Genomic DNA, 24664 nt, shown 5'->3' with positions numbered 1-24664 from the left:
AGCCCCGTGTATCCGCAAGGATGCGCGAAACATGCTGTAGAACTTTGACTCTGGGCATCGGCCCTTTCGAAAACCGATTCGGATTTTCGAACCGATGCGCTAACGAAACAGACGGACGGACATGACGATGCGCCTTACGAAAACCCGCACCATTGCACGCCTCGGACTGGGAAAGATTGTCGCGCTCCTTGCGAGCCTCCTGATATGGGTCGCACCGGCCGCGGCCCAGAACAGCGATCAATATTCTTTCCAGGAAGTCGTGGATGCAGGCCACGGATTCTTCGGTGAAACCACCGGCGGCCTTGCCAAGGTGGTGGAGCGCGCCTTCCAGCAATACGGTCTTCCAAACGGTTACATTCTGGGCCAGGAAGGCTCCGGCGCCTTCGTCGCGGGCCTCACCTATGGCGAAGGCACGCTTTACACCAAGAATGCCGGCCAGCACCCCGTCTTCTGGCAGGGCCCCTCCCTCGGCCTCGATTATGGCGGCCAGGGCACCCGCGCCATGATGCTGGTCTACAACCTGCCCTCCGTCGATGCGCTTTACCGCCGTTACGGCGGTGTGAGCGGCTCCGCCTTCATCGTCGCCGGCGTCGGCATGACCTATCTGAAGAGCAGCGACGTGACGCTTGCCCCCATCCGCACCGGCATCGGCGCGCGCCTCGGCATCAATGTCGGTTACCTGAAGCTCACCCAGCAGCCGACCTGGAACCCCTTCTGACTCGCTAAAGCCGGGGCGGGAGGAAATAACGGGCCGGTTTTGACGGTGCGACACCCCTCCCCACGGTTGCAATAATAGCGTAACGTGCTTTCGCGCCCCTCTTTCCGAATGCGCGCGTATCTGAGTTTCGGAGACTGTCCCGCGTGATCGAATATGCCATTCTCTTCGGATTGGGTTTTCTCACCGCAACCCTGCTGGCCCTGCTGATCGCACCCGCGATCCACCGCCGCATCGTCGCCTATACGGAAAACCGCATACGCGCGACAATGCCCATCAGCCCGCAGGAAGTGCGCGCCCAGAAGGACATGGCGCGTGCGCTCTACGCCGCCGAAAACGCCAAGGTCCGCCAGGAACTGGATACGGAACGGGAAAAGAACACCTCGCTGCGTCTCGCCAACGAGGCCGCCTCCAGCGATGCCTATCGGCTGGGCGAGCAGAACCGCAGCTTCTCCCTGAAAATCGAGGAGCTGACGCTGGAAATCGGCGAATTGCGCGCGGCCCTCGATGCCGCCGAAGAACACGCCGGCGCCGTACAGGCGAACCTCGCACAACAGGAGCAGGCCGCCAACGAGCGCGCCGGCCAGATGTCCGATCTCACCGCACGCCTCACCAATCTGACGCGCGAGCTGGATGATTCGAAAATCCTTGCCGCCACCCGCGATCTGGAAGCCGAGCAGGCCAAGCAGAGCGCCACGCGTTTCCGCAAGGAAGGCGAGACCGCGACCCGCGAATTGCAGGATGTGGCGGCCCGCAACAAGGAAGCGATGACGGCCGTTGCCCGCGAAAGCCGCAAGGTCACCCGGCTTGAGGAACAGGTCGCGACCGTCATGGCGAAAAATGCCGATCTCGACACGATGCTGACGCTGCGCAATCAGGAAGTCGCCCGCCTCAAGGAACAGCTTGCCGCAACCGGCGGCCGCGCCAACGACATGATCATCCGCCTGCCGAACCCGGCCGTGCCGGTCGAGAAAACGGTTGGCCCATCGCAACCGGCGGCCCCTGCCCCAGCCGCCGCGCTTGAAACCGCACCCGCCGAAGAGGCAGCACCGGCGATGGCCGCGGAGGAACCAGCCCCCCCGGTCGTGACGGAGCCAGCGGTGTCGCAAGGTCTGGAGCAGGAAATCGAGGATATCCGCAATCAGGGCACCGCGCTCACCGAACGCCTGCTGAACGTGCGCGGCACCGGCAATGACGAACCCATCCGCCGCGAAATCGCAAGGATCGCCGCCGAGATGATCGCGCTCACGGCCGCGCAGGAGGGCGAGAAATCGCCCATTCCGGCGCTGCTCGCCAAGGCCTCCGGCTCATCGGGGCGGGAGAGCCTTGCGAAGCGGGCGAAGGTGGTGATGGAGAAGCGGGAACACTAGGTCCTCGGTGGGTGTGGTTTACCCCCCTCTGCCCTGCCGGGCATCTCCCCCACAAGGGGGGAGATCGGCAAGAAGCACTAACATCACTTCATTCTCAAACGTCGAGATGGCCGAAACCTGGCCGCTTGTCGATCTCCCCCCTTGTGGGGGAGATGTCCGGCAGGACAGAGGGGGGTGAAACCGCATATGCTGCGGAAACCCCTAAACCCGCCCCATAACCCCCGCCATCTGATAAAGCGCCAGCCCCGAAGCCGTGCCCGCATTCAAGCTATCCAGCTGCGGCGATTGCGCAATCCGTGCGGTATGAAACCGCGACAGCACCGATTGCGGCAGCCCCTCGCCTTCTGTACCGATCACCAGCGCCATGCGCTCGGACCGGGGAATATCGCGGATCTCGGTCTCGCCACCCGGCGAAAGGCTCCAGATCGCAAACCCGGCCTCGGAAAGCCGCTCCAGCATCTCCACCGCCCCGCCGCCGCGATGCCAGGGAACCGAAAGCACCGAGCCGACGGAAACGCGCAGCGCCTTGCGATAAAGCGGATCGCATGAGGTCTCGTCCAGCAGCACCGCATCGGCATAAAACGCCGCCGCATTGCGGAACATCGCCCCCAGATTATCGTGATTGGAAATGCCGCAACCCACAAGCACCAGCGACGAGGCAGGAAGTGCCGCCGTCATCTCCTGCAGTCCGCGATCCTGAACCCGTCGCCCAAGCGCCAGAATGCCGCGATGCAGGTGGAACCCGACGATGCCATCCAGCACCGGCGCTTCCGCCACATAAACCGGCACATTCGGCGGGAAATCGGCAAGGATATCCGCGACGCCCGAAAGCCGGTTTCTGAGGATGAGGATGCTCTCGGCCGCAAAGGCGCCGCCCGCTTTATGGGCGGCGGCCAGCATGCGCAGCACCACCGTTCCTTCGGCAATGAAACGGCCCTGGCGCCCGGTCAGGTCGCGCTCGCGAATATCGCGAAAGGCGGCGATGCGCGGATCGGCCGGGTCCTCGACCGGGATCAGCGGCCGCCCGTCCAGCAGCTTATTGGCCTCACTGGCCATCGACCGTCACATCGGCGAGGAACCGGCCGGCCGCGACGTTGAAGACCAGCGCCTTGCGGGTGCCGTTGGCAAGCCGCCCGTAAAACAGCATGTCGCCGCCGGAATAGCTGACATTGTCGATGACGAAGCCCTGCGGCAGGCTGGCGGTGACGGCAACCGGCCCGTTGCCGGTGGGAACGGCGAGGTTCGGCGCTTCGCTCTGCGTCTGAACCGCCTTCGACGGCCCCATCGCCTTGTAGACAACCGCACCGAAGACGGCCATAAGGCTGATAAACATCACGGAGCCCGACACGATCTGCAAACGGATCATCTTGCGGCGAACTTTTTCCATGGCCGGATCAAGCGGCTTGTCTTCCTGTTCGTCTTGCTCGATCTGCGTCATCGGGTTCCCTGAAATGCTGATGGATCGGAAAAATAAGAATGAACGACCCCTTTAAACAAGGCGGAGACGCAAGGAAAGTCCTGATTGCCGGGGAAAACGCCGAAGGCCGCCTCGATTCATGGCTGGCGGGCGAAGTGGGCGGCGACTTCTCCCGCAGCCGCTTGAAAGCGCTGATCGAGCAGGGCGCGGTCTCCATCAACGGCCAGCCGGTGACGGAACCGAAAAAGAAGGTGCATCCCAAGGACCGCATCGAAATCGTCATGCCCGAGCCGGAAGACCCGGAACCCAAGGGCGAGGACATTCCGCTCGACGTGGAATATGAGGATGAAGACCTGATCGTGCTCATCAAGCCCGCCGGTCTCGTCGTGCATCCGGGCGCCGGCAACTGGACCGGCACGCTGGTGAACGCCCTCATCCACCATTGCGGCGACAGCCTCTCCGGCATTGGCGGCGTCAGGCGGCCGGGCATCGTGCACCGGCTGGACAAGGAAACCTCCGGCGTCATGGTCGTGGCAAAGAACGACAATGCCCACCGCCATCTCGCCGCGCAATTTGCCGACCATGGCCGCACCGGGCCGCTGGAGCGCGCCTACAAGGCCGTCGTCTGGGGCCGCCCGCGCACCCTGCGCGGCACCATCGACGCCGCACTCGGCCGCAGCGCCGACCGCACCAAACGCGCCGTCAAGCACGAGGATTCGGACGATGCCCGCGAGGCGATCACCCATTACGAGGTGATGGAGCGTTACCATGAACGGCCGGACGCCACCTGCCTCGCCTCCATGGTGGAATGCCGGCTGGAAACCGGCCGCACCCACCAGATCCGCGTTCACATGGCCCATATCGGCCATCCGCTGATCGGCGATCCCGAGTATGGCGCGGCCTTCCGCACCAAGGCGAACCTTCTCGAAGAACCGGCAAAGAGCACCGTCCGCGGCTTTCCGCGCCAGGCCCTGCATGCCTATCTGCTCGCTTTCGAACATCCGCGCACCGGCGAGGTGATGGAATTCGAAACCGACCTGCCGGATGACATGGAAGCGCTGACCGCCGCATTGCGTGGCTGAAAACCTGCATGGCGCGGTCAAAAAAACTGCGCCATGCATTTCGCCGGAAGCCCCGGATAATAAAAAAAGATTAGCGGATAGCGATATTCCGCAGTCGGTCCTTTTTATAGACCGCCCCAATTTCGCTTCAATCGTCACACCTCCTCGGCCCCGCAAAGCCTGAAATCGCCGCCGTTAAATCGTGCCGATTTCAAGCCAGCCAAATAAAACCGCAGGGACGCCATCCGTTCGATCCGCCCCCGAACGGAACCGGCATGATGACGGGATCTATCGCATGAATATCGAAGACCGCCGGTTTATCTTTCAGGAGTTGCGCAGCGTCGAAGGCTATATCGACCCGCCCGATGCGCTCGTCTTCAAGGCGCTGTTGCAGGCCCAGACAAAAAGCGGCCTCCATGGCGGCATGGCGGAAATCGGCGTTTATTACGGCCGCTCCTATTTCCTGCTGCGCAAATTCGCCGGGAGGCAGGAAAAGGTGCTGGGCGTCGATCTCTTCGATCTCGATCCGCCCGAAGATGGCAGCCTCGACCAATATGAACGCCTGATGGAAAACGGCCGTCGGCTGGGTTTCGCCATGGATGAGGACCTGATCATCAGGGGCGACAGCACGCAGCTGGCGCCCGCCGACATCACCTCCCGCATCGGCCCCGCGCGCTTCTTCAGCATCGATGGCGGCCACAACCTGCACCACGTGCTGGCCGATGCGAAACTGGCGATGGAGGTGATCGCGCCGCATGGCGTCATCGTCTTCGACGACACCTTCAATCCCGCCTGGCCGGAAGTGACGGTGGGCGTCGCCGATTTCCTGCGCACCCACGGCCACAGCCTCGTCTGCTTCGGCATGACGAAATACAAAACCTATGTCTGCCGCCGGGAATTTCACGCGACCTATGCGGACGCGATTGCCGCCGATCCCGATCTGCAGGCGCTTGCCCATGTCGAGACGCAGTTCCTTGGCTCGAAGGTTATGCGCCTGCACAATCCCATGCGCCGGCGGGTGATGTATGAGCTGATGGTGCGCTCCGGCCTTGGCGGTTTTTCGGAACGAATCTACCGTTCGAAAGTTAAACAGGTCAAAGAAGGTGTCACTGGAACATAACGTATGTGTGAACGCAGCGTTCGCTTGAAACGCGGCGGGCGCGTACATATCTGTCACATGGGTTCGTGCGGGGTCGGTAACGACCCGCAGCTTACGGTGTGCCTCCGGCGGGTCAGTCGCCGATCAAAGAGGGTGCCGTTCCAGACCATAGATAAGGGGGTGCTTTATGGCCCGCAATAGTTTGCCTACGATTACAGCCGGCGAAGCCGGTCTCAATAGATATCTCGACGAAATCCGTAAATTTCCGATGCTGGAGCCGCAGGAAGAATACATGCTTGGCAAGCGTTATGCCGAGCATGGCGACCGCGACGCCGCGCATAAACTCGTCACCAGCCATCTGCGTCTCGTCGCCAAGATCGCCATGGGTTACCGCGGTTACGGCCTGCCCATCGGCGAAGTCGTCTCCGAAGGCAATGTCGGCCTGATGCAGGCGGTGAAGAAGTTCGATCCGGAGCGCGGTTTCCGTCTGGCCACCTATGCCATGTGGTGGATCAAGGCCTCGATCCAGGAATATATCCTGCGCTCCTGGTCTTTGGTGAAGATGGGCACGACCGCCAACCAGAAGCGCCTGTTCTTCAACCTGCGACGTCTGAAGGGCCGCATCCAGGCAATCGACGATGGCGATCTGAAGCCGGAGCACGTCAAGGAAATCGCGACGAAGCTTCAGGTGTCGGAAGAAGAAGTCATCTCGATGAACCGCCGCCTGCACGGCGACGCGTCGCTGAATGCGCCGATCAAGGCGTCCGAAGGCGAGTCCGGCCAATGGCAGGACTGGCTGGTGGATGACCATGACAGCCAGGAAGACGTGCTGATCGAACAGGACGAGCTGGAAACCCGCCGCCGCATGCTGGCGAAAGCCATGGGCGTGCTGAACGACCGCGAACGCCGCATCTTCGAGGCTCGTCGTCTGGCGGAAGATCCGGTGACGCTGGAGGAGCTCTCCTCCGAGTTCGACATCAGCCGCGAACGCGTGCGCCAGATCGAGGTTCGCGCCTTCGAGAAGGTGCAGGAAGCGGTGCAGAAGGAAGCCCTTGAAGCCGCCCGTGCGCTGCGCGTGGTGGATGCGTGAGTGGACGTGCTCCCGACACCAATGCGCTGACCGTGAATCATCCTCGGCCTCCGGCCGGGGATTTTTTATTTGTAAAAGGCGGACGGGGAAATGCTCTGTCACCCACGATTGTGCTGGAGGAGAAGCGGTAGGGAAAATATCCGCATTTCGGAGTATGCCGCTTACTCCCCTCTGCCCTGCCGGGCATCTCCCCCACAGGTGGGGAGATCGGCAAGACGCTCTACCGCCGCTTCATCCTTGACCGTTGAGTTGGCCGCGACCTCGCGGCATATCGATCTCCCCACCTGTGGGGGAGATGCCCGGCAGGGCAGAGGGGGGTAAGCCACACCCACCAGCACCAACTAACCCACCCATCACCCGCCAACGCAAAAACACCGCCGCAGCCATATAACGAAAAGGGCGGCCTGAGCCGCCCTTAAATCATCACTGCCCGGTCGCCGGCGTTGCCGCCGCCCATTCGCTGAGCGCCTTGTCGAAGGCGGCGATGCCGTCATTGCCCTTTTGCAGGGTCAGCAGCGCACGCCGGCCGTTGCGGTAGGAAACCGGAATGTCGATCCAGTTGCGGCTCTTCAGAAGCTCCAGATTGGTCTTCATCGCATCCGGGAAGTCGTTGAGCGCGATCATGTGGAAATCGTCGGTGATTTTGGCCGGAACCGCGATCAGCGCGTTGCCGCGATCCTGCTCGGTGCTCTTCATCGCGATGCGCTGGACGCTGTCGATAGCGCCGCCTTCGAAGCCGGGCGAAACCGAGAAGACGATCTCGATAAGATGGCTGGCCGGCAGCGACGGGTCGGTATTGCGCTTGAAGGTGATCAGCGCGCTGAGGCCACGGCCGGGAACGGTGATCTGGCCCTGCACGGTCGGAGAAGGCTTGCCCTCACCGTCATTTTCCTGCTGCAGCGACCAGGAAACACTGCCCTGAATGGCGGTCGGCACCGTCTGGCCCAGCACTTCCTCATAAAGGAACATGCGGTCGCCGGCAGCGGCGGCAGGCTGCTGCGCCGGCGGCGTGCCGGCAGGCGTTCCAGCGGGCGCACCGGCATTGTTGGCCGGAGCCTCGCCCGCAGGCGGCGGCGCGACATTCTGCTCATAGACCGACTGGCCTTCGGCGGTGACCGGCTGGCCGTTCGCACCGGCGGCAGGTCCCTCGTCACGCTCGGTTCCGTCGGCCAGAAGCCGCTGGGTGAACTTGGTGCCGCTGACGGAGCCGTCATCGCCATGGGTCGGGGTCTGATGGTTGGTCGGGGTTGTCGGCTGCTGCCCGGTGGCGGGCGGCTGCTGGGTCGCCGGCGGTGTCGAGGTCTGCGCCTCACCCGTGCCGTTCGAAGCCGTCTGACTGGTGCCGCCGTTCTGTGCGGAGCTGACCAGCCCGCCGACCATATCGTTCAGCGCATCGCGGTTCATCCACACGGCATAACCGCCGCCGGCAAGCAGCGCCACGCCGACAAGGGCCAGAACCAGCGACGCATAATTGCGGCGCGGCTTCTTCTTGACCATATAGGCGGGCGTTGCGGCGGCAGCGCCCACGCCATTCGTTTCGCCCGAAGCCTGACGGGTGGAGGACGATGCGCCGTCATAACCGATCAGCTCGTCCAGATCGTCCCAGGGCGTGCGTTCCTTGTTGTCCTTTGCCGCTGCCTGATCGCCGAAGAGATCGTTATCCGCGCGCGGCAGCGCCGGCGCGTCCTTGGCGGGAATGGCAATATCCGCATCCTGGAAATAGGACGAGAAATCCTCGACCACGGCCGCCTTTTTCGGAGCCTGCTCTTCCGGCTGGCGATGGTCGTCAAAATCGTGCCGGCCGCCAAACGCCGGAGCATGCTCCACGGCGGCGGGGCCGAAATGGTCGTCCGCCTCGCGCCGCTCATCCTTTTCGTAAGGGGCGGGCTCGAAACTTACTTCCGGCTCCTGGTAATGCTGCGCGGCATAACCGGCAACGAGCGGACGTTCGTCGGTCTCGTTGCGAACCTCTTCATATTCCTCGGCGGCCGGACGCACATCGTCGTCCTGCGCTTCATCGAGCTTGCGCCAGTCATCCTCATCCACCGGCTGCGCCCAATGGGAGGGAACGGAATCATCGGCAGCGCCGAGCGCCGTTTCAGGCTCCGGCTGGTGAGCCGGCTCTTCATCCGTCCGTGTGAAATAAGTGCCGACGGCTTCGTCGGAGGCGTGTGCCGGGGCGGGAGCGGCATGAACCGTTTCCGGCGCATCATAAAGCTCTTCCGGCGCGCGGTCGCCGTGATGCTGCTCCTCATCGGCAGCGGTGTCAGCGTGCCGGGGCTCTTCCTCTTCGGCCGCTTCTTCGTAAGCCGGCTCCGATTGCGCGGGCTCAGCGGATGCCGGCTCTTCGTAGGCCGGCTCGTGCCGCGCCTCTTCCCGGTCGGCATCCTCTGCCGGCTCGGCAGCGCGGGCCTCGTCTTCGTCGGCAGCATCCTGCTGGTAGTAGGATGCCGCCGTCTCTTCCGCGGCGGGAGAGACAGCGTCATCATCCTCCAGCGCCGGAAGCGCCTCGGCATATTCGCTGTCCACCTCGGCTATGGCGGCGTCCAGCTTGGCGATCTGCCGGCGCAACAATTCTTCCGGCGGACGTGGCTTCATATTCTCGAGTTGGCGCACAACCGCACTGCGCGCCTTGTCGTAAACCTTCGCCCGGTTTTCGGGAGTATTGTTCGCCAAGCCATCCACGGCCTTGCGAATGACTGCTACAAAATCCGCCATAAGCACTTTCTCGTCGTGACCGGCGACGTACCGGCCCGATATGGTTTATGAATCTAGATCGCCGAGGACATTAATCCTCAAACGGATCAGTCACAAGTATGGTGTCGTCACGCTCCGGACTTGTCGACAGAAGTGCGACAGGCGCCCCGATCAATTCCTCGACCTGACGGACATATTTGATTGCCTGAGCAGGCAAATCCGCCCATTTTCGGGCACCGACGGTAGATTCCTTCCAGCCTTCCAGTGTGATGTAGATCGGCTCGACCCGCGCCTGCGCGCCCTGGCTGGCCGGAAGATGGTCGATTTCCTGCCCGTCAAGCTTGTAACCGACGCAGATTTTCAGCTCGTCGAGACCGTCAAGCACGTCAAGCTTGGTGAGCGCGATGCCGGTAATACCATTGGTGGCGACCGACTGGCGCACCAGTGCCGCGTCGAACCAGCCGCAGCGGCGCTTGCGGCCGGTGACGGTGCCGAATTCATGGCCCTTTTCGCCGAGGAACTGACCGATCTCGTCGTTAAGCTCGGTCGGGAACGGACCTTCGCCGACGCGGGTGGTGTAAGCCTTGGTGATGCCGAGAATATAACCCAGCGAACCCGGACCCATGCCCGAACCGGCGGCGGCCTGGCCGGCAACCGTGTTGGAAGAGGTCACATAGGGGTATGTGCCGTGGTCGATATCGAGCAGCGAGCCCTGAGCGCCTTCGAACAGGATGCGCGCGCCGGCGCGGCGCTTCTTGTCGAGCAGCAGCCAGACGGTTTCGCTGAACGGCAGGATGCGCTCGGCAATCGAACCCAGCTCTTCCATGATCGTCTCGTGCGAGACTTCGGTTGCACCGAAACCGCGGCGAAGCGCATTGTGATGCGTCAGGATACGGTCGACCTTGGCGGAAAGCGCCTCCATGTCGGCCAGATCCATGACGCGGATGGCGCGGCGGCCAACCTTGTCTTCGTAAGCCGGGCCGATGCCGCGGCGGGTGGTGCCGATCTTGGTGCCGCTGTTCGAGGCCGCGTCTTCGCGCATGCCATCCAGCTCGCGGTGCAGCGAAAGAATGAGAGTGGCATTGTCGGCGATACGCAGGTTTTCCGGGGTAACCTTCACGCCCTGCGCTTCCAGACGGCCGATTTCGGCGATCAGCGCATGCGGATCGACCACGACGCCATTGCCGATGACGGCGAGCTTGCCGGGACGCACGACGCCGGACGGCAGAAGCGAAAGCTTGTAGCTGATGCCATCGATGACAAGCGTATGGCCGGCATTATGGCCGCCCTGATACCGCACGACGACATCTGCCCGCTCGGACAGCCAGTCGACAATCTTGCCTTTGCCTTCGTCGCCCCACTGCGAGCCGACCACCACAACATTCGTCATTTCTTGCTTTCCTGCTCATGGCGCTTGCGCGCCCGATAACCCGATGGGAAACCCAAACCCGCGAATGTATACTGTGTTGTTTTACGGAAAGCGACCCTGTTTCTTATGGAGAATTTTGCTTTTTCCGTGACAAGGCGCGGATTTCCCGCATTATCTCGCCCCGTGGGGGCCAGGCGCGGGCGCAAGACCGCCATTCACCCCTTAGCCGTTTTCCCGCCCCGTGAAGAAGCGAAACATCAGCGTGCCCTCCAAAGCCTATATCGCCCTCATCATCGCCACGCTCTGCTGGGGCGGCAACACCGTTGCCGGCAAGCTCGCCGTCGGCCACATCAGCCCCATGGCCTTCACCTTCCTGCGCTGGGTCTTCGCCGTCGCCATCATCTTCGCCATTTCCGTGCCGCAGCTCATCAAGGACTGGCCGGTGGTGAAAAAACGCCTGCCCTATTTCCTCGTGCTCGGCAGCGTCGGTTATACCGCCTTCAACGTGTTTCTCTACACGGCCCTGCAACACACCTCGGCCATCAACGCCGCCGTCATCCAGGCCGGCATTCCCATGGTCATCTTCGTCTTGAACTTCATCCTGTTCCGCACCCGCGTGCTGTTCGGCCAGATCGCCGGCTTCTGCCTCACCATCGCCGGCGTGGCGCTTCTCGCCTCGCATGGCGATCCGGTCTCGCTGCTGCAACTGGAAATGAATGTCGGCGACGCGATCATGCTGCTCGCCGTGCTGGTCTATGCCATCTACACCGTCATCCTGCGCTGGAAACCGGCGGTGGACTGGCGCACGCTGATGGCCATCCCCGCCTTCTTCGCCCTCATCACCTCGGTGCCGCTGGTCTTCTGGGAAATGTCGCGCGACAGCGTCATCTGGCCGGATCAAAAGGGCTGGGTTCTGGTGGTCTATGCCGCCATTTTTGCGTCACTCATCGCGCAGATCCTGTACATCAAGGGCGTGGAGCAGATCGGCGCCAACCGCGCCGGCCTCTTCATCAACCTCGTACCCGTTTTCGGCACATTGCTGTCCGTTGTCGTCCTCAGCGAAACCCTGCACACCTACCAGATCATGGCACTCGTCATGGCGCTGGCCGGCATTGCCGTCGCAGAACGAAAAAAATCGCCGGCTTCCTGAACCAATGGGGTCAGGAAAACCGGCGTAGTCTGGCAGGCATGAAAAGATGGGCTTAAAGCGCGGTTTCGCGCTCGGCCGGAGAAAAGACGGCGTTGCCAAGGACGATATCGCCCTTGTCGGTGGTGACGATCAGCACTTTTTCGAGCGATCCGTCATTGTTCAGCGAAAAGGCAAGGCGCAGTGCGCTGGAAGACCAGCCGACGCCGGCAAGGGCCGTGCGCTTGATGGCGGCGCAGTCACCGCAATCGCCAAGGCTCAACGACGGCGTTGCCGGAACATCGGTTGCAAAACCGGAGAAATAATCATCGAGCGCGCCCATGGTGGCGTTCACATCGCGGTTGACGCGCAGCAGTTCCTCACGGCGCTCGACCGTCAGCGGCGCGGCGATGGTGGAGACGCATTGGCCGGCGGAAAGAACGCAGCCATCGAAACCGCCCGGCGCCGAAACACCGATCTGCGTCACCGCGGATTTCTCGACGGCGGCAAAACCGCGGGCAAAACCGGCAGCGCCAGCCGCGTCGGCATGATTGGACATGGAAGCAACGGCAATTCCGCAGATGGCGGCAGCAATAATCTTCTTCAGCATTTCATACCCCGTTTGCGATCCGCCGGCTTGTGCCGGTCTCGATTTCTGTTGTGTGGAGCGTCTCTTTAAAAGGCCGCTCCCCGTCTGTGATCCCACAATGGCACAGCACTGTTTTCAGCCGCTTTAAGCCGATTGCTACAATTTTATCGGTTTTCATTTTTGTACAGCGGACGCTTTTTTTTCGAATATGCGCCGACACCGTCACCGCGAATTCCGCGGCAACGTTGGGAAGCGATATAGGGGCCGCATCGCTGCGGGAGTATCAAAGGGTATTGCAGGGTTTGCAGACGATGCGGCCCCGGCTTGAAACATATGACCCGCCCGCCAAACCGGTTCCTGTTTGGAGGATGGGCATATGCCGGCCGCCTCAACCGTGACATCGGGAAACTCCCCGGTTTCGGCCGCCTGCCCCGCCCACCTTGCGCCGCGCGCACGCCTGATGACCGGGATGGGCCAAGTATAGCCGGGCCGGTGGGACCGTGGACGCGCGGGGATGAACGCTTCTTGAAAAAAGGCGCCCGGGAGGCGGCCTCGCCCCATCCCGGCCACAGGAATTTTCAGCGGGTTAACGGCCGCCCGATCGGCGGCATTTGAATTAACCTTGTCTTAAAACCCGACGTTAATGGTTAGCAATTTAAGAATAGCGGAACGAAAGGGTTCCGTTATGCGTGGCGTATTTGCCGTTGTTTTTCTGATGCTCGTTCTGGCCGGCTGCGCCACCGCACCGTCGCAGGTGACCAATGCCTGTGCGATTTTCGAGCAGCGGAACGGCATCTTCAACAACTGGCGGCGCGATGCGAAAGCGGCCGAACGCGAATTCGGCGTGCCCGTGCCTGTCATGATGGCGACGATCTATACCGAATCCGCCTTCCGCCCCTATGCGCGGCCGCCGCGCACCAAGCTTCTCGGTTTCATTCCCTGGACACGCCAGTCGAGCGCGTATGGTTATGCACAGGCGCTGGACGGCACATGGAGCGTTTACCAGCGTGAAACCGGCCGCTGGTCGGCAAGCCGCACCGATTTCACCGATGCCATCCACTTCGTCGGCTGGTATCACGCCAAGAGCCGGCGTGAAAACGGCATTTCGCTGAACGACCCCTATAATCTCTACCTCGCCTATTATTCCGGCCATGCCGGTTATGCGAAGGGCAGCTGGCGCAACAATTCCGCGGTCCAGAAGGCCGCCCGCCGCTCCGCCAACATGGCGCTGCGTTACGAGGCGCAGTTGCAGCAATGCGGATATCGCTGAGGCGGCGGCACAGGCGAATGCCGGCTTGACAGCCGGCATGGCGCAGACATCCCACTAAGCGTCATAAGCCGCCAGAAAACCCCTGACCGCATCGATCTCGCCGGAGCGGATTTCATGCCCGCCCGGATGCCACACGGTTTCCACCGTACCACCCTGCGCCTTGAGGCTCTCTTCCAGCGCCTTCGTCAGCGGCACCGGGCAGATCGGATCGCGCTCGCCGGCCGTGATCAGCACCCGGCGCGAAGCCTTGGCGGGAGAAATCTTCGGTTCGAACGGGATGAGCGGATGCATCAGCACCGCAGCGTCGAAAAGCCCGGGCTCTTCGAGCAACACATTGGCAAGAATATTCGCGCCGTTGGAAAAACCGAGGCCGATGACCGGACCGGCCTGATAATGCTCCCGGTTCGCCCTGATGAAATCCGCCATCTTGACGGTCGCCCGTTGAAGGTCGGCCATGTCGTAGACGCCCTCGCCCGTGCGTCGGAAAAACCGCGCCGCGCCATGTTCGGAGACATCGCCGACGGGCGAGAGAATGGTCGCCTCAGGCAGCAGGCGCGAGCCGAAATCGAAGAACTGGTTTTCATCGCCGCCGGTGCCGTGCAGCAAAACGAAAAGCGGTGCACCGGCAGCGCCGGCGCGGGATTTGTGGAAATAGCTGTCCCTGGTCATGGGAGGATCCTTTCTGAAAGGAAGAGGTTCAACGGCTTCCGCGCGGCTTCTCAGCCAGGCGGAGCAATCATATGAAGCGAACGGACGCGGCTTGTGTCTTCTCCCCGCCGGGGAGAAGTCCGCGGCAGCGGGATGAGGGGGCAAGCTCTCCGAAATCCGGCAACGTTACCCCCTCATCCGACCCTTCGGGCCACCTTCTCCCCGGCGGGGAGAAGAAGCAGGTCGCAACGTCCCGCTAAACGCTGTCGAGCGATCAAACCCCCTTCTCGTCCCCCAGCGGCTCCAGATGCTCTTCAAGCACGGAGCGCAGATGCGCGTGCTGGGTCGGCAGCTTCAGCGCCTCGCCGAGATGGGCGGTGTCCTCGTCGCGGTCGAAACCGGGTTCGTTGGTAGCCACTTCGAACAGCACCCCGCCCGGCGTGCGGAAATAGATCGCCCAGAAATAATCGCGGTCGATCACCGGTGTCACCTGATAGCCGGTATCCATCAGCGCCTTGCGCACCTCCAGCTGCTTTTCGCGGTTTTCGACCGCAAAGGCGATGTGGTGCACAGACCCCGCACCCAGCCGCGCGCCAGAAATATTCGGCATGGTTTCGATGTCGATAAAGTCGGCACCGTTGCCGCCGGGAATGCCGAGGCGCAGAACGCCATCCTGACGATCCACTTCCTGATAGCCCATGAATTTCAAAAGCTCGGCGGTCGCACCTTCATCGCGAAGTCGCAGCGACGCACCCTGAAAACCATGGATTGCCTGATCCGCGCCGACGCCGTTGCCGACCCATTGCGCACGGTTGTCATCCCTGACCTCGACCAGCGCAAAACCGTCGCCATCGGGACCTGCGAAATGCAGGCGCTTGTTGCCGAAGGCTTCATCGGCCTTCAGGCCATCCACGCCGGCCTTGGAAAGGCGGTCCTGCCAGTAGCCGAGCGACCCTTCCGGAACGGAAAACAGCGTCGTGCCCACTTCGCCGGTGCCGGGACGGCCGCGGGCGATATGAGGGAACGGAAAATAGGTCATGACGGAGCCGGGCGTGCCGACTTCATCGCCATAATAGAGATGATAGACGTCAGGCGCATCGAAATTGACCGTCTTCTTCACCCGGCGCAGGCCGAGCGTATCGGTGAAAAAACTGTTGTTCTGGCGCGCGCTCGCCGCCATGGACGTGACGTGGTGCAGGCCCTTGATCTGGTTGAGCATGATAAACCCCTTTTGCCTGGCGGGCCTCACGGTTGGGGCCTGCCCTGTTCATGGCGTAAAGATGGGGTAACAGCGCTCTCAGGCATAGAGTGGACAACGGGAACGGATTGTTCCCGAATGATGAACGATAAAACCGACTGTTCAACGAGCCCGATAAGGCAGCTCAATGATCGTCGGCGACGCCCAGGGTCCAGTAGCCGACGGCGCGCAGCGATGCTTTCGGGAAAGCAATCTCGTCGGTGAGGAAGGATTTTGCCGCCCTCGCCTCGGATTTTTCGCAGGCGACAAAGACATGCAGCCCGTCATGATCCGCGCTCCAGCCATGGTCGCGCAGCGCCTTTTCAATGAGGCCGGATGTGCCGGCGGGCTTGCCGCGGCGATAAAGCCATATCCACTCGACATTTGCCGCGCAGACGATCTCCTGCCGCTCGGCTTCATCGTCGATCTCGGCATAGACGCTGAGTTTTTTGCCGGCCGGCATTTCGGCGGCCATGCGCAGCATCACCGGCAGCGCCGTCTCGTCACCGGCAAAGACATAACGCTCGGCTTCCGGGCAAACACCGCTCGGGCCGATGATGCCGAGAACATCGCCGGGCTTCGCCGTCGCGCCGAAGGTTGCGCCCGGCATGTGGTCGCCCTCATGCATGACGAAGTCGATATCGACTTCACCGCGCGCGATATCGCCGGAACGGATGGTGTAGACACGCCGTGTGAGAAGATCGTCGCCCGCCGGCCAGACGATGGCGCCGGTGGGCGCAAGATAAGGCCAGACCGGGGCGCGGGCCTGATCCGGCACCAGAAGCAGGCGCACATGCATGCCGCCGGAGAGCAGCCTTTCGATGCCGCTTTCGATGGAAACCACCAGCCGGCGCATATGCGGCGTCAGATTATAAGCGCGGGCGACCTTGCCGACGAAAAGATTGGGCAGTTCACGCTGCTCTGCGCCATGGCCGCTCCAGCGGAAATCCAGCCCCGTCTCGCCGGAGAATTCGACGATATGCTCGGCGACCATCGCCTTCACCGACATCAATATATGTTCGGAAATGCAGCTCACCCTTGCGGCGAAACGCCCGCCCTCGGCGCTGAAGCTGCCATGGCCGTATTCCGTCTTGAACCGCACTGTCGCACCTTCGCGCTCCATCTCCATATGCTCGGAAAAATGATCCTCGAAAGCATCGACGATCGACAGCGGATCGGGCAGCGAGACGGAGGTTTCGGCAGACAGGAGAGACACGGGCATAATCCTTCACTTCTTAGTCCGGTTATCTTTAATCCCGACAACCGCAAAGCGTAAAGGTATTTTATGAGTGTCTAGAGAAGGTTTTTGTCGCTTCCCACCGTTTCCGGCAATTGCCAGTCGATCGGCTGGCGGCCATGGGAGACGAGAAAGGCGTTTGCCTTGGAAAAATGGCCGTTGCCGAAAAAGCCGTTATGGGCCGAAAGTGGGGACGGATGCGGCGAGCGCAGCACGAGATGCTTGCGCTGATCCACGAAGGCCGCCTTCTTCTGGGCGTAGGAACCCCAGAGCAGGAACACCACATGGTCGCATTCGTCGTTGACGGCGCGGATGACGGCGTCGGTGAATTTTTCCCAGCCCTGCCCCTGATGCGAGGCGGCGCGGGATTCTTCCACCGTCAGCACGCTGTTGAGCAATAGCACGCCCTGTTTCGCCCAGCTTTCCAGAAAGCCGTGACCCACCGGGCGAATGCCGAGATCGCTCTGCAATTCCTTGTAGATATTGACGAGCGAGGGCGGAATGCGCACGCCGGGCTGGACGGAAAAGCACAGCCCATGCGCCTGACCGAGCCCGTGATAGGGATCCTGGCCTAAAATGACGACCTTGACCTCGTCGAGAGGCGTGAGATCCAGCGCCCGGAAATATTCCGCACCCCTGGGGAAGATGCGCTTGCCGGCGGTCTTTTCGGCAAGCAGGAACTCTTTCAGCTTGAGCATGTAGGGGCTGGCGAATTCACCGGAAAGAACGCGTTTCCAGCTATCCTCGAGTTTGACGCCTGCCTCTGCCATGCCCGCCTCTCCCATAATCGCGCTTATTTGAACCGGTTACCGCGTTGCAGCACTTCGATCTTGTAACCGTCCGGATCGCAGATGAAAAAGTATTTCGCGAAAGGCTGGCCCTTATAATCGGCTTCGATGATTTTTCCGGGAGAAAGGCCGATCTCGGTGAAGCGCTGATGCTCGTCATCCACATCGGCCACGCTGACCGCGAGGTGACCATAACCGTCGCCCAGCGCATAGGGCACTTCGCGACCCCGGTTGACGGTCAGTTCCAGCTCGAAATCGCCCTCGGCATCGCTGAGATAGATCAGCGTGAAGTTTTCGAACTCGGCGCGTTCCGCAACCTCAAGCCCGAAAGCCTGTTTGTAAAATTCCACCGAACGCTTTTCGTCCAGCACCCGGACCATCGAGTGGATCAGCTTGGCCATGGTGTTTTCCTTCTTCTTCTTAACCTTTGACGGCCCGGTTATGCTCCGGGCATCGCGGCCCAAGGGGATAAAGACTGCGTGCTTCGCTTTCAACCCTAAAGGCGCTTTTAGACCGACGGGCCAAACGCCGATCACGATAAATGTGATGGAGAAAAACTCTGCTTCGCCCCCTGCGGTAAGGCTCTGCGACAACGACCTGCGGCAACAGGGCTCACAGATTTCATGCCGCCGCTCTATCATGAGTAGAGAACTCATGATACCGGCTTATACATGCGCCTTCTTTATCTCTGTCTTGGCTGGCTTATGGTCGCGACCGGCATTGTCGGCGCGTTTCTTCCCGTTTTGCCCACCACACCGTTCCTGCTTCTGGCGCTCTGGTGTTTTTCCCGCTCCTCGCCAAAACTCGAGGCATGGCTGCTGGCCCATCCCAGATTCGGCCCTTCGCTGCGGCGATGGCGCCAACGCGGCGCAATCGCGCGCAATGCCAAGGTCGCAGCACTTTCTGCCATGTCCGTCAGTTACGCCGCTTTCTGGTTCCTGAGCGAGCCGCCGCTGCTGCGGGCCGCCATCGTCGCCGCCGTCATGCTCGGCTCGGCGCTCTTCATCGCCACCCGTCCGGAAAGCTGAGGCGAAGGACAGTCCTTAACGGTGGCGCGACTGCGGCAACACGTAAGGAATATGCCGCGCCGGCAGCCGGCCGACGACACCGCCAATGCCATAGACCCTTGCAATCGTCTCGTCGCTGATCGTTTCCAGCGAGGGGCCGCTCGCCGTCACCCGGCCGCCATGCATGACGATAAGTTGATCGGCAAATTCCGCCGCAAGGTTGAGATCGTGCAGGATGGCGAGCACCAGCCCGCCGCCGCTTGCAAAGTCGCGCGCCGTTTCCAGCACCGCGATCTGGTGGCCGATATCGAGGCTTGCGGTGGGCTCATCAAGGAAGAGCGCCCGCGCCGCGCCATTTTCCATCGGGTTCGGCACCTGCGCCAGCGCCCGGGCAAACTGCACCCGCTGCTGTTCGCCGCCGGAGAGCATGTTGTAGGACCGCTGCTCGAAACCGCGCAGCCCGGCCCTGGCGAGCGCGCGGCGGGCCTGCTCTTCCGGCGCGCGGGACCCCTGTGCGACAGCCCCCATCCGCACGATTTCGAGCGCGGTGAAGGGGAAAGCAAGCTGGGTGCTCTGCGGCAGCACGGCCCTGAGACGGGCGAGCTGGACCGGTGTGAAGGCCGGCAGGTCGATGTCGTTATAGGTCACCGAACCGCCCTCGGCGCGCATCTCGCCCGAGAGAACCTTCATCAGCGTGGATTTGCCCGCGCCGTTGGGACCGATGATGACATTGACCTTGCCGGGCTTCAGATCGACGCTGACCGCATCGAGAAGCCGGCGACCGGCGCGGATGAGGGTGAGGTTTTTGGCCCGGATCATGACATGTTCCGCATGGAAAAGCCGCCGCGTCCCAATAGCAGGAACAGGAAGACCGGCGCGCCGATGAGCGCCGTGACGACGCCGATGGGCAGTTCCGCCGGTGACGCGACGGTGCGGGCGAAACTATCGGCCAGAAGCAGAAGTGCTGCCCCGCCAAGTGCGGAGGCCGGCAACAGGAAGCGGTGCGACGGGCCGATGGCGAGCCGCAGAAGATGCGGCACGACGATGCCGACAAAACCGATGGAACCGGCCGCCGCCACGCTCGCCCCGCAGGCGGCGGCAACAGCCAGAATGACGATCCGCTTCAGCCGCTGCACCGGAATGCCCATGTGAAAGGCGGCGGCATCGCCGAGAATGAGCGCATCCAGCCCGCGCGCAACGAAGGGAATGATGGCAAGCACGATGACGATGAAGGGCAAGGTGGCGAGCACCTTGGCGGGCGTGGCCCCGCCGAGCGAACCGAGCGACCAGAAGGTAATGTCGCGCAGCGCCCGGTCATCGGCCATGAAAATCATCAGCCCCGTCAAAGCACCGCTGATCGCCGCCACCGCAATGCCGGCCAGAATGAGCGTGGTGGTGGAGGTGGCGCCATCCTTCGTCGCGATCAGGTAAAGCACCCAAGTGTTCAGCAACCCGCCGAAAAATGCCATCAGCGGCAGAAAATGCGGGCCGAAAAACACGGCGACGGTGGCAAGCGCGCCTTCCCCGAGAGAAATGGCCGCGACCGCGAAGAGGGCCGCACCCGAGGTGACGCCGACAATGCCGGGATCGGCCAGCGGATTGCGGAACAGGCCCTGCATCATCGCCCCCGAAACGGCAAGCCCCGCGCCGATCAACATGCCGAGCGCCGTGCGCGGCAGGCGCACCGCCTCGAGAATGACCCTGTCGCGCGCATCGAGATGATCCGCGCCGCCGGTGAAATAAGCCCAGAGTTCGGACATGCCGACGCCCGTGGGTCCGCTGACCAGCGACACACCACAGGCAAACAGCAGGATGCCGACGAGCACGGCGAGGGTGACGACCCCCTGGCGGGATCTGTCGCCCGCAACCCTGCCTTCAGCGGAACTCAAGGCGGCAAGGCTCACGGCTTCACCACCTCAGGATAGAGCTTGGCTGCCAGCTCGCGGCCCGCAGCGGGCGTGCGCGGGCCGAAACCGATGAGATAAAGCCCATCCATGCTGATGAGCGCCTTACTGGCGGCGGCAGGCGTGGACTGGAAGGCCGGCAGCGCGAAGATCTCTTCCGCCTTGGCGGCATGATCGCCGCGCGCCATGGTCAGCACCAGATCGGGTGCCGCGGCAATGACCGCCTCATCCGTCAGCGGCTTGTAACCATTGATCTCCTGAGCCGCATTGATGCCGCCCGCCATTTCGATGATCGCAGCCGCTTCGGTATCCTTGCCCGCAGCCATGATGCGGCCGCCGGCGGTGGAAAGCACGAAGAGAACCCGCTTTCTGCCCTTTTCCGGGACGGCCGAAACATCCTTGGCGAGCGCATCGAGCCCGGCCTTGGTCTCGGCAGCCAGCGCCTTCGCCTTGTCGGAAAGACCCACCGCCGCGCCGATATCCTCGATCTTTTTGGGGATGGCGTCGCCGCTCGGCGGCGTATCGACGGTGACGAAAGGCACGGCGCTTGCTTTCAGGATGGCGATGACATCGGCCGGGCCGGACCCGTCTTCGGAGAGGATGAGATCGGGCTTCTGCGACAGGATGCCTTCCGACGAAAGCGCCCGCATGTAACCGATATCCGGCTTGGCAAATGCATCGGCCGGATAGCTGCTGGTGCTGTCACGCGCAACGACGCGGTCTCCTGCGCCCAGCGCATAAAGGATTTCGGTGACCGTGCCGCCCACCGCGACGATGCGTTTCGCTTCCGGATTGCCCTTGTCCGAAGCCATGGCGGCAGGTGCGGCAAAGGCGATTGCGGCGGGCACGAGGGCGGCGAAAACGAAGGAACGAAGGCGGGAATTCAACATGGCGCTATCCTGAAACACGACCCGGCGCGGCTTTGCCCGCGCCAATTAATCTTGAGTTCTTTACACATGTTTATGGGCGGTGCAATCGATAAGTGGAGTAAATTTGTTCGCTTTGTCGTGAACCCCTTTCCAACCTCCCTGCGGCTGGATATCCTGACTCAAACTGGAAACTTAAAGGGAGAATTTCATGTTTATCGCAATGAACCGCTTTCGCGTCGTGCCGGGTTATGAGGAAACCTTCGAATCCATCTGGCGCGAGCGCAAATCGCATCTGAGCGAATTGCCGGGTTACATCGAATTTCACATGCTGAAAGGCCCGAAGGCGGATGATCACACGCTTTATGCCTCGCACACCGTCTGGGCCACCAAGGACGATTTCCTCGCCTGGACGAAATCCGAACAGTTCCGCGCCGCCCACGCCAAGGCCGGCGAAAACCGTGGCAAGGTGGAATATCTCTCCGGCCCGCATTTCGAAGGCTTCGACGTCATCATCCATGAAGACAAGAATGGCGAACGCCGTTCGATTGCCGCCTGAGGCCGCCCGATGAGCATTGCAGCCCAAAAGACCGACGACGACAGGCAGGCCCGCGCCGCCGCTGCGCTCGCCGAAAAGCCTGACGGTATCGTGGAGGCCATCGCCGCCAAGGCCGAGGTGACGCCGGCCGAAATTCTGGCGATCCTGCCGGAAGGTGCCGCCGTTTCCGCTGCCGCCGACCGCTTCGACGCCATCTGGAACGAGATGCGCGGCTGGGGCGAAGTCCTGATGATCGTGCAGACCGGCGATATCGTGTTCGAAGTGCCGGGCCACCTGCCGGAAGGCAGCGAAAGCCACGGCTGGTTCAACATCCACGGCGACAGCCCCATCGGCGGTCACATCAAGAAGGACAATTGCGCCGGCATCACCTTCGTCGACCGCGGCTTCCACGGCCGCCGCTCCTGTTCCGTCTGGTTCATGAACGCCGCCGGCAGCGCCATGTTCAAGATTTTCGTCCGCCGCGACGAGAACAAGGAACTGCTGGCCGGGCAGCTGGCGAAGTTCGAAGCGCTGCGGGACGGTTTCCGCGGCTGAGACCCGTGGGGAGGCTGCCAGCTGCCTCCCCACTGCTTTCATAATCGCACGCGTCATCATTCGCCCGGGACCTCTCCGGCTCACGCGTGAGAAAACAACCACCGGTTCATCGCCCGTTCAGTGCCGTTTTTTATCATCCGCTGAAATTTGATCGGCACCAGCACGGAGCAAGCACCATGACCGACCGCCAACCTCTTCTTTCGCGCCGCAGTTTCGCCGGGCTTGTTGCGCTTGCCCCGCTTTTTGCAGCGGGCGGCGCGGCTGCCGCACCGGCAAGCCTGCGCGGCAGCGTTTCCTATCGCGAACGCATCGCTTTACCGCCGGGCGCAACCGTTACCGTGCGCCTGATCGACGTTTCGCTGGCGGATGCGCCGTCGCAGACGATTGCCGAGACCACCATCCGCCCGCGCGGGCAGGTGCCGGTGCCCTTCGTGCTGCGTTATGATGACCGCGACATCCGTGGCCGCCGCTCCTATGCGTTGAGCGCCGAAATCCGCGACCGCGACCGGCTGCTCTTCACCACCACGCGCCGTTATTCGGTGCTGACCGGCGGTCGCGACGATACCGATCTTGTGCTTGAGCGCGTCGGCGCGGGTCCGGGCCGGCCGGAGCCGGAAGCCGGTATCGATGGGCGCTGGCTGGTGCAGGACATCCGTGGCGAGCGGGTTCGCGGCCGCCGTCAGGCGACGCTGGAAATTACCCGCGAGGGCCGCGTTTCCGGCAATGCCGGTTGCAACGGCATCGGCGGCGAGGTGAAGATCAGCCGCAACCGCGTCGATTTCGGCCGGATGATTTCCACCCAGATGGCCTGCGCGCCTGACATCATGCGCCAGGAACGGCAGTTCATCGAAGCGCTGGAAGGCGCCCGCTCGTTCAGGCTGGAGCCGCGCCGGGGCACGCTCGAACTGCTCGACGGTCGCGGCCGCACGGCAATGCGCCTGCGCCGCGCCTGAGGCCGGCAACCTGCCGAAACACCCTGCGTCGCCGTGCTGGCCCAAACCGTGCTGGCCATGGAACATTCCATGTCGCTTCCGGCACGGCGCGCTGCCCTTTCCCGCCCTATGACTTTGGCTGCGTTCGTCTTGACGCTTTGCTCCGCCGCGGAGCTGCGCTATGGAACGCGCCGAACTGCGCCGGTTGATGCCGGCGCGACGTCTTTGAGGGAAAACGAATGACATCCTATGTTCTGACCGTAGCCTGCAAATCGACCCGTGGCATTGTGGCTGCGATTTCCGGTTATCTGGCGGAAAAAGGCTGCAACATCGTCGACAGTTCGCAGTTCGACGACCTCGAGACGGGCAAGTTCTTCATGCGCGTCTCCTTCATCTCCGAGGAGGGCGCCACGCTTGAGGCCATCACCGACGGCTTCAAGCCGGTGGCGGAAAAATTCGGCATGGAGGCGGATATCTATCCGGACGGCCAGCGCATGAAGACGCTGTTGATGGTCTCCCGTTTCGGCCATTGCCTCAACGACCTGCTCTATCGCTGGAAGATCGGCGCATTGCCGATCGACATCGTCGGCGTCGTCTCCAACCATTTCGATTACCAGAAGGTCGTCGTCAACCACGACATTCCCTTCCACCACATCAGGGTGACGAAGGAGAATAAACCCAAAGCCGAAGCCCAGCTGATGGACCTGATCGAGACCAGCGGCACGGAACTCGTCGTGCTGGCGCGCTACATGCAGGTTCTGTCCGACGATATGTGCCGGAAGATGTCTGGCAAAATCATCAACATCCACCATTCCTTCCTGCCCTCCTTCAAGGGCGCCAACCCCTACAAGCAGGCCTATGAGCGCGGTGTGAAGCTGATTGGCGCCACGGCGCATTACGTCACCGCCGATCTCGACGAAGGCCCGATCATCGAGCAGGACACGGTGCGTATCACCCACGCACAGAGCGCCGACGATTATGTCTCGCTCGGCCGCGATGTGGAAAGCCAGGTGCTGGCCCGGGCCATCCACGCCCATATCCACCACCGCACCTTCATCAACGGCAACCGCACCGTCGTCTTTCCGCCAAGCCCGGGAAGTTATGCTTCCGAGCGGATGGGGTAAGCACCGGCAGTCTGGGCGACATTAT

General features: G+C 62.3%; 25 protein-coding genes. 12 read left to right on the top strand and 13 right to left on the bottom strand.

Annotated elements, in window-relative coordinates:
- Window positions 1-121 precede the first annotated feature (121 nt).
- Window positions 122-718, top strand: coding sequence for a DUF1134 domain-containing protein (locus tag ACQZ5K_RS15705; protein ID WP_003522931.1), 597 nt, complete (start codon window positions 122-124; stop codon window positions 716-718).
- Window positions 719-861: 143 nt separating this feature from the next.
- The gene (locus ACQZ5K_RS15700) at window positions 862-2085 is read left to right on the top strand and encodes a hypothetical protein (protein ID WP_448740784.1); all 1224 of its coding nucleotides are present in this window, start codon (window positions 862-864) and stop codon (window positions 2083-2085) included.
- 201 nt (window positions 2086-2286) lie between these two features.
- On the opposite strand, the gene ACQZ5K_RS15695 is transcribed toward ACQZ5K_RS15700, so the two are convergent.
- Complete coding sequence (locus ACQZ5K_RS15695) at window positions 2287-3141, bottom strand: TrmH family RNA methyltransferase (RefSeq protein WP_448740783.1); 855 nt, start codon at window positions 3139-3141, stop codon at window positions 2287-2289.
- Entirely contained in the window at window positions 3131-3523 is a 393-nt protein-coding gene (locus ACQZ5K_RS15690; RefSeq protein WP_448735298.1) for a hypothetical protein, read from the bottom strand. Before ACQZ5K_RS15690 ends, ACQZ5K_RS15695 begins: the two co-directional genes overlap by 11 nt.
- 38 nt (window positions 3524-3561) lie before the next feature.
- On the opposite strand from ACQZ5K_RS15690, the gene ACQZ5K_RS15685 reads away from it, so the two are divergent.
- The 3 genes from ACQZ5K_RS15685 (at window position 3562) to rpoH (ending at window position 6752) form a co-directional block, all read left to right on the top strand.
- Complete coding sequence (locus tag ACQZ5K_RS15685) at window positions 3562-4584, top strand: RluA family pseudouridine synthase (RefSeq protein WP_035259711.1); 1023 nt, start codon at window positions 3562-3564, stop codon at window positions 4582-4584.
- A 274-nt stretch (window positions 4585-4858) separates the two neighbouring features.
- Window positions 4859-5683, top strand: a complete 825-nt coding sequence (locus ACQZ5K_RS15680) for a class I SAM-dependent methyltransferase (protein WP_448740782.1) — start codon at window positions 4859-4861, stop codon at window positions 5681-5683.
- Between the two features lie 166 nt (window positions 5684-5849).
- Window positions 5850-6752 carry an RNA polymerase sigma factor RpoH gene (gene rpoH / locus ACQZ5K_RS15675; RefSeq protein WP_003522581.1) on the top strand — a complete coding sequence of 301 codons (903 nt, stop codon included), beginning with the start codon at window positions 5850-5852 and terminating at the stop codon, window positions 6750-6752.
- Between the two features lie 423 nt (window positions 6753-7175).
- On the opposite strand, the gene ACQZ5K_RS15670 is transcribed toward rpoH, so the two are convergent.
- Both ACQZ5K_RS15670 and ACQZ5K_RS15665 read right to left on the bottom strand, forming a co-directional pair.
- Window positions 7176-9470 (bottom strand): hypothetical protein, encoded by a 2295-nt coding sequence (locus tag ACQZ5K_RS15670; protein ID WP_448740781.1) that lies wholly within the window; start codon window positions 9468-9470, stop codon window positions 7176-7178.
- A gap of 70 nt (window positions 9471-9540) precedes the next feature.
- Entirely contained in the window at window positions 9541-10839 is a 1299-nt protein-coding gene (locus ACQZ5K_RS15665; RefSeq protein WP_046801505.1) for an adenylosuccinate synthase, read from the bottom strand.
- Window positions 10840-11080: 241 nt separating this feature from the next.
- Here ACQZ5K_RS15665 and ACQZ5K_RS15660 point away from each other — a divergent pair, with 241 nt between their 5' ends.
- Window positions 11081-11968, top strand: coding sequence for a DMT family transporter (locus ACQZ5K_RS15660; protein ID WP_448740780.1), 888 nt, complete (start codon window positions 11081-11083; stop codon window positions 11966-11968).
- A gap of 52 nt (window positions 11969-12020) precedes the next feature.
- Here ACQZ5K_RS15660 and ACQZ5K_RS15655 read toward each other — a convergent pair whose 3' ends face one another.
- Window positions 12021-12554: a transglutaminase-like cysteine peptidase gene (locus tag ACQZ5K_RS15655; RefSeq protein ID WP_448740779.1), complete on the bottom strand. Its 534-nt coding sequence runs from the start codon at window positions 12552-12554 to the stop codon at window positions 12021-12023.
- A gap of 664 nt (window positions 12555-13218) precedes the next feature.
- On the opposite strand from ACQZ5K_RS15655, the gene ACQZ5K_RS15650 reads away from it, so the two are divergent.
- Complete coding sequence (locus tag ACQZ5K_RS15650; RefSeq protein ID WP_003522586.1) at window positions 13219-13803, top strand: transglycosylase SLT domain-containing protein; 585 nt, start codon at window positions 13219-13221, stop codon at window positions 13801-13803.
- A 54-nt stretch (window positions 13804-13857) separates the two neighbouring features.
- Here the strand turns inward: ACQZ5K_RS15650 and ACQZ5K_RS15645 are convergent, their stop codons facing one another.
- The 5 genes from ACQZ5K_RS15645 to ACQZ5K_RS15625 all read right to left on the bottom strand — a co-directional run bounded on the left by ACQZ5K_RS15645 (window position 13858) and on the right by ACQZ5K_RS15625 (window position 18114).
- Window positions 13858-14472, bottom strand: coding sequence for an alpha/beta hydrolase (locus ACQZ5K_RS15645; RefSeq protein ID WP_448740778.1), 615 nt, complete (start codon window positions 14470-14472; stop codon window positions 13858-13860).
- 253 nt (window positions 14473-14725) lie between these two features.
- Window positions 14726-15670: a VOC family protein gene (locus ACQZ5K_RS15640; protein WP_448740777.1), complete on the bottom strand. Its 945-nt coding sequence runs from the start codon at window positions 15668-15670 to the stop codon at window positions 14726-14728.
- Window positions 15671-15833: 163 nt separating this feature from the next.
- Window positions 15834-16910 carry a DUF2218 domain-containing protein gene (locus ACQZ5K_RS15635; RefSeq protein WP_448740776.1) on the bottom strand — a complete coding sequence of 359 codons (1077 nt, stop codon included), beginning with the start codon at window positions 16908-16910 and terminating at the stop codon, window positions 15834-15836.
- A 71-nt stretch (window positions 16911-16981) separates the two neighbouring features.
- Window positions 16982-17695 carry a uracil-DNA glycosylase gene (gene ung / locus ACQZ5K_RS15630; RefSeq protein WP_448740775.1) on the bottom strand — a complete coding sequence of 238 codons (714 nt, stop codon included), beginning with the start codon at window positions 17693-17695 and terminating at the stop codon, window positions 16982-16984.
- A 23-nt stretch (window positions 17696-17718) separates the two neighbouring features.
- Window positions 17719-18114: a VOC family protein gene (locus ACQZ5K_RS15625; RefSeq protein WP_448740774.1), complete on the bottom strand. Its 396-nt coding sequence runs from the start codon at window positions 18112-18114 to the stop codon at window positions 17719-17721.
- A gap of 270 nt (window positions 18115-18384) precedes the next feature.
- Here ACQZ5K_RS15625 and ACQZ5K_RS15620 point away from each other — a divergent pair, with 270 nt between their 5' ends.
- Entirely contained in the window at window positions 18385-18741 is a 357-nt protein-coding gene (locus tag ACQZ5K_RS15620; RefSeq protein ID WP_448740773.1) for a YbaN family protein, read from the top strand.
- A 15-nt stretch (window positions 18742-18756) separates the two neighbouring features.
- Here ACQZ5K_RS15620 and ACQZ5K_RS15615 read toward each other — a convergent pair whose 3' ends face one another.
- From ACQZ5K_RS15615 to ACQZ5K_RS15605, 3 genes are read right to left on the bottom strand one after another with little or no spacing between them, the layout of a single operon-like run.
- The gene (locus ACQZ5K_RS15615; protein WP_448740772.1) at window positions 18757-19539 is read right to left on the bottom strand and encodes a heme ABC transporter ATP-binding protein; all 783 of its coding nucleotides are present in this window, start codon (window positions 19537-19539) and stop codon (window positions 18757-18759) included.
- On the bottom strand, window positions 19536-20624 hold the full coding sequence (locus tag ACQZ5K_RS15610; protein WP_448740771.1) for a FecCD family ABC transporter permease: 1089 nt from the start codon (window positions 20622-20624) through the stop codon (window positions 19536-19538). The genes ACQZ5K_RS15615 and ACQZ5K_RS15610 overlap by 4 nt, the downstream gene beginning before the upstream one ends.
- Window positions 20621-21514: a heme/hemin ABC transporter substrate-binding protein gene (locus ACQZ5K_RS15605; protein ID WP_448740770.1), complete on the bottom strand. Its 894-nt coding sequence runs from the start codon at window positions 21512-21514 to the stop codon at window positions 20621-20623. The genes ACQZ5K_RS15610 and ACQZ5K_RS15605 overlap by 4 nt, the downstream gene beginning before the upstream one ends.
- Window positions 21515-21701: 187 nt before the next feature.
- Here ACQZ5K_RS15605 and ACQZ5K_RS15600 point away from each other — a divergent pair, with 187 nt between their 5' ends.
- The 4 genes from ACQZ5K_RS15600 (at window position 21702) to purU (ending at window position 24639) form a co-directional block, all read left to right on the top strand.
- Window positions 21702-22049, top strand: a complete 348-nt coding sequence (locus ACQZ5K_RS15600; RefSeq protein ID WP_003522597.1) for an antibiotic biosynthesis monooxygenase family protein — start codon at window positions 21702-21704, stop codon at window positions 22047-22049.
- 9 nt (window positions 22050-22058) lie between these two features.
- Window positions 22059-22583, top strand: coding sequence for a heme utilization cystosolic carrier protein HutX (gene hutX / locus ACQZ5K_RS15595; RefSeq protein WP_020809737.1), 525 nt, complete (start codon window positions 22059-22061; stop codon window positions 22581-22583).
- 176 nt (window positions 22584-22759) lie between these two features.
- A complete protein-coding gene (locus ACQZ5K_RS15590) occupies window positions 22760-23536 on the top strand; it encodes a YbaY family lipoprotein (protein WP_059754584.1) in 777 nt (258 codons plus the stop codon).
- 218 nt (window positions 23537-23754) lie between these two features.
- On the top strand, window positions 23755-24639 hold the full coding sequence (purU, locus tag ACQZ5K_RS15585) for a formyltetrahydrofolate deformylase (protein ID WP_035259300.1): 885 nt from the start codon (window positions 23755-23757) through the stop codon (window positions 24637-24639).
- Window positions 24640-24664 lie beyond the last annotated feature (25 nt).

It is taken from the genome of Agrobacterium sp. 22-226-1, assembly GCF_053522345.1.
Note: the sequence above shows the minus strand (reverse complement) of the source record. Positions and strands in the feature narration are given on the sequence as shown.